Here is a 13,256-nt window from a genome sequence, read left to right as displayed (position 1 = left end):
AGCAAAGCCGGGCCACCGGGCGGCAGAGCTGTGCGGCGTACGGCGGAGCGGTGCAGCGGAGAAGGGCCGCCGTGTGGCGGAGCGGTGCAGCGGAGCCGAGCCGGCGTACGGCGGAGCTGTGCGGCGGAGAAGGGCCGCCGTGCGGCAGAGCTGTGCAGCGGAGCCGGGCCGGCGTACGGCGGAGCCGGGCGGCAGCGCCGGGCCGCCGTGCGGCAGAACCGGGCCGCAGAGCCGGGCCACCGTCCGGCACAGCCGGTCCACCCGACAGGACCACCTACGACGGGGCACCAGCCCCCATCAACTCAGTCGCCTTCGATCACGTCCGGTTCGACGCCGAGGTAGCCCGCGACCTGCTCCACCAGCACGTCGTGCACGAGCTCCGCCAGCTCACCCGGGTCCTTGGCGCGCGCCTCGAGCGGCCGCCGGTAGAGCACGATCCGCGCGCGAGTCGGCAGCCCTGCTCGGTCGACTCCGGCCGGGACCAGGCGTGACAGGGGCACGGAGCCGTCGTGGAGCACGCCTTCGGCCGGCGCGCGGCCGTCCGGGCGCACCTCGGGGACCTCGTCCACCGCCACGTCGAGCTTGGTCAGCTCGTGGCGCCAGCGCGCTTCGATGGGTTCCAGCGCGTCGAGCACGAGCGCGTCGAACTTCTCCGCCCGGCTCGCGGCGGCGGGCAGGGACGCGGGGTAGAGCGCTCCGCGCAGGCCCCGGCCGTGCCGGTCCCTCCGCATTCGCTGCCGCTGTCGGTAATCACGAGCCGTCGCCACCGCGCAAGTCTATGCGGTCACGCGCGTCACGCGCGTGTCGCCGGGGGCCCCTTGCGGCGACGCGCTATCGTTCTGGATCGTGCGGAGCGTACGGAAATGTTCGCGAACGGGTTGTCCAGAGCCCGCTGTCGCCACGCTCACGTATGCGTACAGCGATTCCACTGCCGTCGTCGGTCCCCTCGCCACCGCCTCTGAGCCGCATTCGTACGACCTGTGCGAGGCCCACGCGCTGCGGCTGACCGTGCCGAAGGGCTGGGAAGTCGTGCGCCACGAGGGCACGTTCGCCACTCCGGAGCAGTCGGCCGACGAGCTGACCGCGCTGGCCGAGGCCGTCCGCGAGGCGGGCCGCTCGGACCGGCCGGCGCCGCCGCCCGAGCCGGAGGGCCCGTCCGGCAGGCGCGGCCACCTCCGCGTGCTCCCCGGGCGCGCCTGAGCCCCGCTCCCGCCGGTAGGCTTTCCGCGCGGCGCGACCGGCGCCGCGACGAGAAACTGACGGCGGGGAGACGGCGTGCCAGATCTTTCGGGCATCGTGAAGGCCTACGACATCCGAGGCGTGGTCGGCGAGCAGCTCGACGCGTCACTGGTACGCGACTTCGGTGCCGCGTTCGCGCTGCTCATCAAGGCGGAGTCGCCCTCGGTGGTGATCGGCCACGACATGCGTGACTCGTCCCCGCAGCTGTCGTCGGCGTTCGCCGAAGGCGTGACCTCGCAGGGCCTCGACGTCGTGTCGATCGGCCTGTGCAGCACGGACGAGCTGTACTTCGCCTCCGGCTCGCTGAACATGCCGGGCGCGATGTTCACCGCCAGCCACAACCCCGCGAAGTACAACGGCATCAAGATGTGCCGCGCGGGCGCCAGCCCCGTCGGGCAGGACACCGGGCTCGCGGAGATCCGCGACACCGTCGAGCAGGGCGTGCCCGCGTTCGAGGGCAAGACCGGCAGCGTGAGCGAGCGCGACGTGCTGGGCGACTACGCCGCCTACCTGCGCAACCTCGTCGACCTCACGCACTCGCGGCCGCTGAAGATCGTGGTCGACGCCGGCAACGGCATGGGCGGCCACACCGTTCCCACGGTGTTCGCCGGGCTGCCGATCGAGGTCGTGCCGATGTACTTCGAGCTCGACGGCACCTTCCCGAACCACGAGGCCAACCCGCTGGACCCGGCCAACATCGTCGACCTGCAGGCCAAGGTCCGCGAGGTCGGCGCCGACGCCGGCGTGGCCTTCGACGGCGACGCCGACCGCTGCTTCGTGGTCGACGAGCGTGGCGAGCCCGTTTCGCCGAGCGCGATCACGGCGCTGGTCGCCGTGCGCGAGCTGGCCAAGGAGCCGGGCGGCACGGTCATCCACAACCTGATCACGTCGAAGGGCGTGCCGGAGATCGTCTCCGAGCACGGCGGCAAGCCCGTGCGCACGCGCGTGGGCCACTCGTTCATCAAGGCGGAGATGGCCCGCACCGGCGCGATCTTCGGCGGCGAGCACTCCGCGCACTACTACTTCCGCGACTTCTGGCGCGCCGACACCGGCATGCTGGCGGCGCTGCACGTGCTCGCGGCGCTGGGCGAGCAGGACGGCCCGCTGTCCGCGCTCACGCAGGACTTCTCGCGCTACGCGGCCTCGGGCGAGATCAACTCGACCGTGTCCGACCAGGTCGCGCGCATGCTCGCGGTGAAGGACGCGTACGCGGACAAATCGGGCGTCGAGATCGACGAGCTCGACGGCCTGACCGTGCAGCTTCCGGGCGGCGCTTGGTTCAACCTGCGCCCGTCGAACACTGAGCCGCTGCTGCGACTCAACGTGGAGGCCGCCGACCGCGCCGCGGTCGAGGCGCTGACCGACGATGTACTGGCAATTGTCCGGGGCTGAGCAAGCCACGCTGATGGGGACCAACCGAGGCGAACTGTGTCCGGAAGGTGCCGTTGCGACCCACCTACGCGTGGTATGGAGGAACCATGGCCATCACGCTTGACGCCCAGCTGCTCGAGATCCTCGCGTGCCCGTCGCCGGATCACGCACCGCTGCGTCCCGGCACGCCGGACGACGCGGATGCCGAAGCGCTGACCTGTACCGAGTGCGGCCGGGTGTACCCGGTCCGTGACGGGATTCCTGTGCTGCTTCTCGACGAAGCAGTACTCAGTGGTGACCACACTCCCGGTGAGCCGGATGACAGCCATGCCGACAGTGCTTGACGATTCGCTGCTCGACGATCCCGCGCGCCTGGCCGAGGCCGACAGCGCGGGGCTGCTGCGTGCCGCCGCCATGGCCGGGGCGCAGGTGCGGGCCACCGCCGAGGCCGCGGCCGAGCTGGAGCTGAGCGACCGGCTCGACCTGGGGCGCCCGCGTTCGCTGGTGCTCATCGACCGGCCTGGCGTCAGCCGCACGCTCACGCGGCTGTTGGCGGCGCTGCTCGCGCCGACGTGCCCGGTGCCGGTCGTGGTGGCCGAGATCGTGCCGTCGTGGATCGGCGCGCTCGACGTGGTGTTCGCGCACACCGACGACGCGGGTGACCGCGAGCTGGCCGCATCACTGGAGCGCGCGGCCCGGTTCGGTGCGACCGTGGTGCTCTCCGCTCCGGCGGAGGGTCCTGTCGCCGCTTCGGTGGCCGGCAAGGGCGTGCTGCTCGCGCCGCGCATCCCCGTGCCGCCGGAGCTCGCGTTCCCGCGGGGGCTAGCCGCCGGGCTGCTCACGGCCAACGCGCTGGGCCTGCTGGTGGCCGACGTGCAGGCCCTGGCCGACCAGCTCGACCTCGAAGCCGAGAAGGACTACCTCGCGCGCGAGTCGTTCGCGAACCCGGCGAAGGCGCTCGCGCTGCGCGTGGCCGACCGCGTGCCGCTGCTGTGGGGTCTCGACCCCGTGGCGGTGGCCGTCGCGGAGCACGCGGCGCACGCGTTCGCGGCTCACTCGGGCGTGGTGTGCGACGCCGAGGATTTCAGGCAAGCGCTTGCGCGGCCCGCGCTTCGCAGAGTTGCGCAATCGGGCGGCCAAGAGCGTGACATCTTCGCCGATCCGGACGACTCACCCGGTGGAACCGCCACGAGGGTGCTGTTGGTCTCGGTGCGGACCGGGCCCGCCGCCGAGGCGGCCCGCTTCCAGGCCGAGGAGTTCCTCCCGGACGCGGACGTGATCGCGCCGGCCGAGGAGTTCGAAGCGGACGAGATCGTCCGGGCCGCGGTGCTCGCGCTGCGGTTCGAGCTCGCCGCGGTGTACCTCGGGCTCGCGGCGGGCAGCATCGGTGGCGCCGGGAGATACGAGCCGGCCACCGCCTGACGGCTCACGGGATCAGGGGGAGGAAGTGCGGACGGGCGCCGTGGGGACGGCACCGCCCGCACGACATCGGCTCCGGTCGATGGGAAGGATTGGGAGTTGAGGTGACAGTGGAGCTGTTGCGCAACGCCGTACGGCCCTACGCGTGGGGATCGCGCACCGCGATCCCGCAGCTGCAGGGACGTCCGGTGCCGGCGCCGCACCCCGAGGCCGAGCTGTGGATGGGTGCCCACCCGGGCGACCCCTCCCGCGTGCTCGCCCCGGACGGCACCGAACGGAGCCTGCTGGAGCTCGTGGACGCCGATCCGGTCGGCCAGCTCGGCGAACGCTGCGCGAAGCGCTGGGGCGGCCGCCTGCCGTTCCTGCTGAAGATCCTGGCGGCCGAGGAGCCGCTGTCGATGCAGGCGCACCCGTCGGCCGCGCAGGCCGCCGAGGGGCACGAACGCGAGGAGCGCCTCGGCATCCCGCGCGACGCGCCCAACCGCAACTACCCGGACCCGACGGCGAAACCCGAGCTCGTCTGTGCGCTCACGGAGTTCCACGCGCTGGCCGGGTTCCGCGACCCGCAGCGCACGGTGAAACTGCTCAAGGCCGTCGAGACGCCGGGGCTGGCGAAGTACACCGGCCTGCTCGAAGCGCAGCCGGACCCGGCGGGGCTGCGCGCGTTGTTCACCACGTGGATCACGCTGCCGCAGGCCTCGCTCGACGAGCTGCTGCCCGAGGTTCTCGACGCGTGTGTGCGCCACATCGCCGACCACGGCGAGTTCGGCGTGGAGTGCCGGACCATCCTGGAGCTGGGTGAAGCGCACCCGCGTGACGCCGGGGTGCTGGCCGCGCTGCTGCTCAACCGCCTCACGCTGCGCGCGGGCGAGGCGATCTACCTGCCGGCCGGCAACCTGCACCTCTACCTGTCCGGCACCGCCGTGGAGATCCTGGCCAACTCCGACAACATCCTTCGCTGCGGCCTCACGCCAAAGCACGTGGACGTGCCGGAGCTCCTGCGGGTGGTCGACTTCGCGTGCGGCGAGATGCCTGTACAGCAAGGCGAATGCGCGGGCCGGCGCATGGCCGTCTACCACACGGACGCGCCGGAGTTCGAGCTCTCGCGCATGCAGTGGGAGGCCGGCGACGACACCGAGCTCGTGGTCGACTGCACCGGCCCGCAGATCCTGCTCTGCACCGACGGCGACCTGCTCGTGACGGCCGACGACGGGGAGCAGGTCGAGCTGCTGCGCGGCCAGTCGGTGTGGCTCCCCGCGGCCGATCCGGCCGTCTCGGTTCGCCCGCTCGCGGGCCGGCCGGCCCAGCTGTTCCGCGCCACCGCCGGGACCTGCGAAGACTGACTTCCGACGTTGCCGTGAAGGGCACCTTGAGGGACTCCGCGTCCGGCAGGGTGCCCTTCACGGTTCGTGTGGTTCGAGCACTAAACGTTCACATGGCCGAAGCGACGGCGTGATGATCGGTCCTCTAGGCTCCCGATCGGGCATTTCGGGAATCCATTGCGCAACAGGCAGGGGAGCACGCCGTGTCAGCAGGTGGCGGTACCAAGGCGATCATCGCGGCGCTCGCGGCAAACGCCGGGATCGCGGTGGCGAAGTTCGTCGGGTTCCTGGTCACGGGCTCGTCGTCGATGCTGGCGGAGTCGGTGCACTCGCTGGCCGACACGTCCAACCAGGGCCTGCTGCTGCTCGGGCAGAAGACTTCGCGCCGGCGCGCCACGAAGGAACACCCCTTCGGTTTCGGCCGGGAGCGGTACTTCTACTCGTTCATCGTCGCGCTGATGCTGTTCACGCTCGGTTCGGCCTTCGCGCTGTACGAGGGCATCCACAAGATCATCGAACCCGAGCCGCTCGAATCGCCGATCGTGGCCGTGATCATCCTGCTGGTCGCGATCTGCCTGGAGGGCTACAGCTTCTACACCGCCATCGGCGAGTCGCGGAAGATCAAGGGCAACGCCGGCTGGTGGCGCTTCATCCGCCAGGCCAAGGAACCCGAGCTGCCCGTCGTGCTGCTGGAGGACACGGGCGCGCTCATCGGCCTGGTGTTCGCGCTGCTCGGCGTCGGCCTGTCCACGCTCACCGGCGACCCGGTGTGGGACGGCATCGGCACCGTGATGATCGGCCTGCTGCTGGGCGTGATCGCGGTGATCCTCATCGTCGAGATGAAAAGCCTGCTCATCGGCGAGGGCGCGACGGACACCGACCTCGAGGCGATCGTCGACGAGCTGGCCGCAGGCAAGGTCGAGCGCGTGATCCACATCCGCACGCAGTACCTCGGCCCCGACGAGCTGCTCGTGGCCGCGAAGCTCGCGCTGGTGCCCGGCCTGGACACGTCCGAAGTCGCCCTGGCCATCGACGACGCCGAGGCCCGCGTGCGCGCGAAGGTCCCCGTCGCGTCGCTCATCTACCTCGAACCGGACCTCGACCGCGACGCACGGTGATCAACTCCCACCGCGCAGCCTCCTGTTTGCCGCGTTAGGGTGATTCTCCCGTTTCCACGCAGGTCAACTGGAGGTCACTGTGCCCGGGCAGGGTTTGTGGCGCACGAAGTCGATCGAGCAGTCCATGGCGGACACCGACGAGCCAGATACCAAGCTCCGAAGAAACCTGAGCGCTTGGGATCTGACCGTGTTCGGCGTCGCGGTCGTCATCGGCGCGGGCATCTTCACGCTCACCGCGCGTACGGCGGGTGACTTCTCCGGCCCGTCGGTGTCGGTCGCGTTCGTGTGCGCTGCGATCGCGTGCGCGCTGGCGGCGCTCTGCTACGCCGAGTTCGCCTCGACCGTGCCGGTCGCGGGCAGCGCGTACACCTTCTCCTACGCCACGTTCGGCGAGTTCATGGCGTGGATCATCGGCTGGGACCTGATCCTGGAGCTGGCGGTGGGCGCGGCCGCCGTGTCGAAGGGCTGGTCGGTCTACCTCGAGACGGTGCTCGGTTACCTCTTCGGCGAGGGCGCCAAGACCACGTTCGATCTCGGCTGGGTCACCATCGACTGGGGTGCGCTGGCGGTCGTGGTCGTGCTGACGACGCTGCTGGCCATCGGCACGAAGCTGTCTTCGCGGTTCTCCATGGTGATCACGGGGATCAAGGTCGCCGTGGTGCTGTTCGTGATCATCCTCGGCGTCTTCTACATCAAGGGCGCGAATTACACGCCGTTCATCCCGGAGGCCAAGCCCGGCGGCCCGGGCGACAGTGGGGTCGACCAGTCGCTGTTCTCGGTGATCCTGGGTGGCGGCGGCAGCGTGTTCGGCATCTTCGGTCTGCTGGCCGGTGCGTCGCTGGTGTTCTTCGCGTTCATCGGGTTCGACATCGTGGCAACCACCGCGGAGGAGACGCGCAACCCGCAGAAGTCCGTGCCGCGTGGCATCTTTGGCTCGCTGGCCATCGTCACGGTGCTGTACGTGGCCGTTTCGCTCGTGGTCGTTGGCATGGTGCCCTACACCGACCTGGCGACCGAGGCGGGCGACGGCAGCCACAAGACGCTCGCCACAGCCTTCTCCGTCAACGGCGTCGACTGGGCCGCGAACATCATCTCCGTCGGCGCGCTGGCGGGCCTCACGACCGTGGTGATGGTGCTGATGCTCGGCCAGGTGCGGATCATCTTCGCGATGTCGCGCGACGGGCTCATGCCGCGCGGGCTGGCCAAGACCGGCGGCCACGGCACCCCGAAGCGCGCGACGCTGCTCGTCGGCGGCCTGGTGGCCCTGGCGGCCACGTTCTTCCCGGCCGACAAGCTCGAGGAGATGGTGAACGTCGGCACGCTGTTCGCGTTCATCCTCGTGTCGGCGGGTGTGCTGGTGCTGCGCCGGACGCGACCGGACCTGCCGCGCGCGTTCCGCGTGCCGGCGGTACCGCTGATCCCGATCCTGGCGATTCTCGCGTGCCTGTGGCTGATGCTGAACCTGACGGTGCTGACCTGGCTGCGGTTCATCGCCTGGATGGTTCTCGGGGTCGTCATCTACTTCGTCTACAGCCGGCGCCACTCGCTGCTCGGCAAGCGGATCGCCACCGGTGAGGAACCGGCTGCGAAGTCCGCTTCGTCGGAGTCTTCGACACCTTCAGAGGACTGAACCACTGCTCGTTACGGCCCGTCGTCCCACCCGGGGCGGCGGGCCGTTTCGCGTCCCTGACCTGGGGAATCACCGTAGTGCGGGAAGGTTGCGTGAGGTTGCCGAGTTGTCATCTAAGTCAGAATGATCACGAGAAGGTAACCTCCGCGTCTCGGTTTGGATCACGCTCTCGAACGCAGGGTGATCGGGTGAGCGGTATGCGATACCGTCCGGCTCTGCTTCCTTCTGGTGGGTTAATCACTCGTGTGTGATTCATACGGTAAGTGGTTTCGATCCTCACTGGGAGTGCACAATTCTTCGCTCGTATCCCCCGTTCGGTACAGGAGCTTTCTGAATGCCCACGATCACCAGACGACCCCTTCGCGCAGGTCTGACAGTCGCTGCCGTCACCGGCTTGGCGCTGCTGGGCACTGCCACCGCCGCGCTGGCGTGCCACTCCGACGACACCCGCGCGAACCCGGTCGGCGCGAACGTCACGACATGCGCCGGCGCGCACCTGCCGGGCACGTTGGTGAAGCAGGAGGACGCCGCGACGGTTTTCACCTTCACCGGTGGCACCAGCAAGGACAAGTACCTCAACATCACGAAGGTCGCCGACGGTGTCACCGTCGAGGCCATCGTCGTCAAGGGCGGCGATGGGTACAACGTCTACGAGCCCGGCAAGCGCGACCTCGCGACCACCCCGCCGTGGGAGAAGCTCCGCTCGCCGCTGAACGGTGGTGGCCAGCAGGCGACGATCAGCCACTGGTTCGCCTGTATCGGCAAGACGACGCAGCCGACTGAGACGACGCAGCCGACCAAGCCGGCGGAGACGCCGACCACGCAGCCGACCGAAACCTCGTCGGTGCCGACCACGTCTCAGGCCGCCCCGACTGAGGCGCCCGCCAGCACCTCGGCCGTTGTCGCCGCCCCGGCCGGCAACGAGACCGGTGGCACCGGCGGCCAGCTCGCCAACACCGGCTTCGACAACGCGTGGCTGATCTACATCGCCGCCGCGCTGCTCGTCGTCGGCGGTGGCCTGCTCGCGCTGCTGAAGTTCCGCCGCAGCACCAACTGACCTGCTTTTCGGGTTCCTGAAACCGGAGGGGATCCTCGCCCGTTTGCCCACGGGTGGGGATCCCCTCCGGTCTTTTTGTTACTGCACAAGGGTTTTCAACGCGGGCGGGGCAGGTCGCCGAACAGCGAGCCCTGCTCGCCGAGCAGACGCGAGCGTCCGCTCGGGCGGCCGAGCCCCGCGGCCATCGCGAGCGCCTGGTCCCATTCGGCGTCGGCCAGGTAGTCGGTGTGCTTGAGCACGCCCGGGGCCCAGCGGTGGCGGCCATCGGGCGCGCGCAACGGGTCGGGCAGCCAGTGGTCGCCGCCGAGCACGAGCACGCCGGACTCCTCGGGTGTCGCTTCGAGCGCGCCCGAGCCGCCCTCGGGCAGGTAGCCGTCGCCGATGAGGTGGCGGCCGGAAACGTTGTGCCGCCAGGTCGTGACGCCGCCGCCGAAGATGTCCGTGCCGCGGCACAGCGCGCGCCAGCGGCCGTCGAGGTCGCCGAACAGCGTCGCGAGCGAATCCTGTGGCAGCACCGCGGGGAACGCGCGCTGGTAACCCCATTGCAGGGGCGACCCCGCGGTGAGCAGGCCGACGCGGTCGCGTTCGTCGGGGGTCAGATCCGTGAACAGGCGCGCGGCCGTGAGCACGGTGAGCAGGCTGCCGAGGTTCTGTCCGGACAGGACCACGCGCGTGCCCGGTTCGGTGAGGTGCTCCTTCACGCGTTCGGCCAGTTCGGGCACGACCTTCAGCGCGTAACACGGCGGCACGGTCGGGTGCGCCGCGCGCGGCCAGAACGACACGAGGTCCGACAGCGCGCCGAGGTGCCGGTTGCGTTCCGGTGTGCGCGCGGCGGAGTAGACCACCCGCAGCAGGCCCGCCGCGAACCCGCCGAGCGCGAACACACCGATGGCCGACACCGGTGTGAACCACGCTGGCCGCAGGTCGAAGCCGAAGCGCACGACCAGCAACGCGAGCCCGGTGACGCCGAGCCCGATGGCCACGATCATCGCCAGCTGGTGCAGGTGCCGGCGTTCCCACGCGGAGCGAGCCCACGCGCGAGCTGCGACCTTCTCCTGCTTGGCGTCGAGCTGCACCAGTTCGACCAGAGCCGGGATCCCGCGGCGACGCCGGCGCAGCGGCACCGCGATCGCGTACCCGGCCACGGCGAGCACCGCGATCAACGCGAGCCCGGCGCCCCACAGCACGGTGATCAGCTCGTAGGTGTCGGGCAGCCGCAGCCCGCCCGTGCCCAGCAGCCGCCGGACGGCGATGCCCAGCCCGGCGCCGAAGCCACCGCCGAGCAGGCCCGCGAGCGTGACGACGGGCGCCGCCGCCCAGCCGCCGAGCCACGGACGCAGCCGTTTCGGGCGCGTCTTCCAAGTCGTTCGCGCGAGCAGCGCCATCGGCACGAGGGCCAGCGCGAACAGGACGGTGATCGCGACCAGCGCCGCGCCGAGTCTTTCGACCGTGCCGTCGGTGCCGCGCAGGCCGCCGCGCGCGGGCAGCGGCGCGGCGAGCACCGCCGCGAAAATCACCAGCGCCGCGGCGAAGGTCATCAGCGTGCGCCGGGCGATGCGTCCGGGGTCGCTCCCGATCGCCGCGCCGACGATCACCGCGACCACCAGCCCCAGCCCGCAGATCCAGCCGATCAACCGGGGCACGTCGTCGGGCACGTGCAGCGGTCCGCCGAGCAGCAGCAACGCGACGCAGGCCAGGGCCGCGACCGTGTGCGTCGCGGACATCCCGGGTGCCTCCGGGTCGGCGAGCAGTTGCAGCGGCGAGCCGCGCCGGGCGCGCGGCTCAGGGGCCTTGACCTGCCAGTTCGACGACGAGATCCGGTGCAGCAAGAGGATCACCGCGAACAGGACGGCGACGCCGATCGTCAGCCGCGCCGGATCCGAGCGCAGCCACGACGGCACCCACGGCAGACAGCCGCTGCCCGGCGCGAGGCATTGCGTGGCGAACAGGTCGAGCACGGTCGCGGCGACCTGCCCGATCAGCAGCATCGTGAGCAGCACGGCGACCACGCGCAGCAGCCCGCGGCACAGCCCGCCGAGCCACCGGGCGCGGTGCACCGGCGGCAGCATCCAGAACGCGACGTTGGCCAGCGAGAACGGGAACAGCAGCGCCCACGTGGCCTTGGCGGCGCCGCCCGAGGTCATGCGGCTCCACAGGTATCCTTCGAGTGTGCGTGGGATGGACCGGCCCAGCGCGGGCACCATCGGACCGGGGGCCGGGCGCCGCAGCCGGTCCGCCGGGCGCACGACCCTGCCGATCCCGTCGCCGGCGACGTCGACGGTGGCCACGGCGTCCAGCAGCGTCTCGCCGCTCGTGCCCGCGAGTCCGGCCACCCTGAGCTCGACGATGCGGGTGTCGGGGCCGGGCAGCGGGGCGGGCACGGTAAGGGTCTCCTAAGCCGGTCGGGGGGACGTCAAGCCGACAACGGTACTGTTCAGATGCCATCAATCCTTGGAGGAACCGCACTATGACCCCCGAAAGCGTTGCCAAGCGGCACGACACCCGGGGCGGCATCGAGTTCGCCGTCGCCGACCTCGAGGCCGCCGAGTTCGGCCGCAAGGAGATCCGCCTCGCCGAGCACGAGATGCCGGGCCTGATGTCGCTGCGCCGTGAGTACGCCGAGGTCTACCCCTTGCGGGGCGCGCGGATCTCCGGGTCGCTGCACATGACCGTGCAGACCGCTGTCCTCATCGAGACGCTGGTGGCGCTGGGTGCCGAGGTCCGCTGGGCCTCGTGCAACATCTTCTCCACGCAGGACCACGCGGCCGCCGCCGTGGTCGTCGGCCCGCACGGCACCACCGAGGAGCCCAAGGGCGTACCGGTGTTCGCCTGGAAGGGCGAGTCGCTGGAGGAGTACTGGTGGTGCACCGAGAAGATGCTCACCTGGGACGGTGAGGGTCCGAACATGATCCTCGACGACGGCGGCGACGCCACCATGCTCGTCCACAAGGGCACCGAGTACGAGAAGGCCGGCGTCGTGCCGCCCGCCGACGAGGACGACTCGGACGAGTGGAAGGTCTTCCTGGAGCTGGTCCGCGCGTCTGTCGCTGCCGACAACTCCAAGTGGACCACCATCGGCGCGGGCATCCGCGGCGTCACCGAGGAGACCACCACCGGCGTGCTGCGGCTCTACCAGCTGGCCGCCGCGGGTGAGCTGCTGTTCCCGGCGATCAACGTGAACGACGCCGTGACCAAGTCGAAGTTCGACAACCGCTACGGCATCCGCCACTCGCTGATCGACGGCATCAACCGCGGCACGGACGTGCTCATCGGCGGCAAGGTCGCCGTGGTCTGCGGTTACGGCGACGTCGGCAAGGGCGCGGCCGAGTCGCTGCGCGGCCAGGGCGCGCGCGTGATCGTGACCGAGATCGACCCGATCTGCGCGCTACAGGCGGCGATGGACGGCTACCAGGTCAAAACGCTCGAGAACGTGCTGCCCGAGGCCGACATCGTGATCACCACCACCGGCAACAAGAACGTGGTGATGGTCGAGCACATGGCGAAGATGAAGCACCAGGCGATCGTCGGCAACATCGGCCACTTCGACAACGAGCTCGACATGGCCGGCCTCGCGCGCTACCCGGGCATCCACCGGATCAACATCAAGCCGCAGGTCGACGAGTGGGTGTTCCCCAACGGCAACACGATCATCGTGCTGTCCGAAGGCCGGCTGCTCAACCTCGGCAACGCGACCGGCCACCCGTCGTTCGTGATGTCCAACAGCTTCTCGAACCAGGTCATCGCCCAGATCGAGCTCTTCACCAAGCACGAGGAGTACGACAAGGAGGTGTTCCGCCTCCCCAAGAAGCTCGACGAGAAGGTGGCGCGCATCCACCTCCAGGCGCTGGGCGGCGAGCTGACGAAGCTCACCAAGGAGCAGGCGGAGTACATCGACGTGGACGTGGAAGGCCCGTTCAAGTCGGACCACTACCGCTACTGAGCGGTCAGCACAGCCGAAGCGGCGCCCGGAGTGTTTTCCGGGCGCCGCTTCGGCGTCCTGGCAGTGCCTGTCATCCACAGTGGACGCCCGCTTGGTTCGGACCACCCCGTAGTGCACTCCGGTTCCCCGATCGATGACAAGTCCACGACGTCCGATGTGC

The 13,256-nt window shown here is 70.3% G+C and carries 11 protein-coding genes; 9 read left to right on the top strand and 2 right to left on the bottom strand.

The genetic code is table 11. The features are described 5' to 3' along the window. Window positions 1-302: 302 nt before the first annotated feature. Window positions 303-731 carry a metallopeptidase family protein gene (locus AB0M56_RS07795; RefSeq protein ID WP_220244053.1) on the bottom strand — a complete coding sequence of 143 codons (429 nt, stop codon included), beginning with the start codon at window positions 729-731 and terminating at the stop codon, window positions 303-305. 115 nt (window positions 732-846) lie between these two features. On the opposite strand from AB0M56_RS07795, the gene AB0M56_RS07790 reads away from it, so the two are divergent. The 8 genes from AB0M56_RS07790 to AB0M56_RS07755 all read left to right on the top strand — a co-directional run bounded on the left by AB0M56_RS07790 (window position 847) and on the right by AB0M56_RS07755 (window position 9,156). Further along, window positions 847-1,200 carry a DUF3499 domain-containing protein gene (locus tag AB0M56_RS07790; RefSeq protein WP_204093559.1) on the top strand — a complete coding sequence of 118 codons (354 nt, stop codon included), beginning with the start codon at window positions 847-849 and terminating at the stop codon, window positions 1,198-1,200. Between the two features lie 75 nt (window positions 1,201-1,275). Continuing rightward, window positions 1,276-2,631 carry a phosphomannomutase/phosphoglucomutase gene (locus AB0M56_RS07785; protein WP_364172122.1) on the top strand — a complete coding sequence of 452 codons (1,356 nt, stop codon included), beginning with the start codon at window positions 1,276-1,278 and terminating at the stop codon, window positions 2,629-2,631. A gap of 86 nt (window positions 2,632-2,717) precedes the next feature. After that, window positions 2,718-2,954, top strand: a complete 237-nt coding sequence (locus tag AB0M56_RS07780; protein WP_220244051.1) for a Trm112 family protein — start codon at window positions 2,718-2,720, stop codon at window positions 2,952-2,954. Beyond that, a complete protein-coding gene (locus AB0M56_RS07775) occupies window positions 2,938-4,032 on the top strand; it encodes a hypothetical protein (RefSeq protein WP_364172121.1) in 1,095 nt (364 codons plus the stop codon). The genes AB0M56_RS07780 and AB0M56_RS07775 overlap by 17 nt, the downstream gene beginning before the upstream one ends. Window positions 4,033-4,139: 107 nt before the next feature. Next, window positions 4,140-5,372 (top strand): mannose-6-phosphate isomerase, class I, encoded by a 1,233-nt coding sequence (gene manA / locus AB0M56_RS07770; protein ID WP_364172602.1) that lies wholly within the window; start codon window positions 4,140-4,142, stop codon window positions 5,370-5,372. Between the two features lie 182 nt (window positions 5,373-5,554). Beyond that, window positions 5,555-6,469, top strand: a complete 915-nt coding sequence (locus AB0M56_RS07765; RefSeq protein ID WP_364172119.1) for a cation diffusion facilitator family transporter — start codon at window positions 5,555-5,557, stop codon at window positions 6,467-6,469. Between the two features lie 79 nt (window positions 6,470-6,548). Beyond that, a complete protein-coding gene (locus AB0M56_RS07760; protein ID WP_364172117.1) occupies window positions 6,549-8,099 on the top strand; it encodes an amino acid permease in 1,551 nt (516 codons plus the stop codon). A 334-nt stretch (window positions 8,100-8,433) separates the two neighbouring features. Further along, window positions 8,434-9,156 carry an LPXTG cell wall anchor domain-containing protein gene (locus AB0M56_RS07755; RefSeq protein WP_364172115.1) on the top strand — a complete coding sequence of 241 codons (723 nt, stop codon included), beginning with the start codon at window positions 8,434-8,436 and terminating at the stop codon, window positions 9,154-9,156. A gap of 95 nt (window positions 9,157-9,251) precedes the next feature. Here AB0M56_RS07755 and AB0M56_RS07750 read toward each other — a convergent pair whose 3' ends face one another. Beyond that, entirely contained in the window at window positions 9,252-11,525 is a 2,274-nt protein-coding gene (locus AB0M56_RS07750; protein ID WP_364172599.1) for a hypothetical protein, read from the bottom strand. A 98-nt stretch (window positions 11,526-11,623) separates the two neighbouring features. On the opposite strand from AB0M56_RS07750, the gene ahcY reads away from it, so the two are divergent. Next, window positions 11,624-13,096 (top strand): adenosylhomocysteinase, encoded by a 1,473-nt coding sequence (gene ahcY, locus AB0M56_RS07745; RefSeq protein ID WP_364172113.1) that lies wholly within the window; start codon window positions 11,624-11,626, stop codon window positions 13,094-13,096. The last annotated feature ends 160 nt before the right edge of the window (window positions 13,097-13,256 follow it).

The sequence above is a fragment of the Amycolatopsis sp. NPDC051372 genome, from assembly GCF_040682095.1.
GTDB lineage: Bacteria > Actinomycetota > Actinomycetes > Mycobacteriales > Pseudonocardiaceae > Amycolatopsis.
This window is presented reverse-complemented; position numbering and strand designations above follow the sequence as displayed.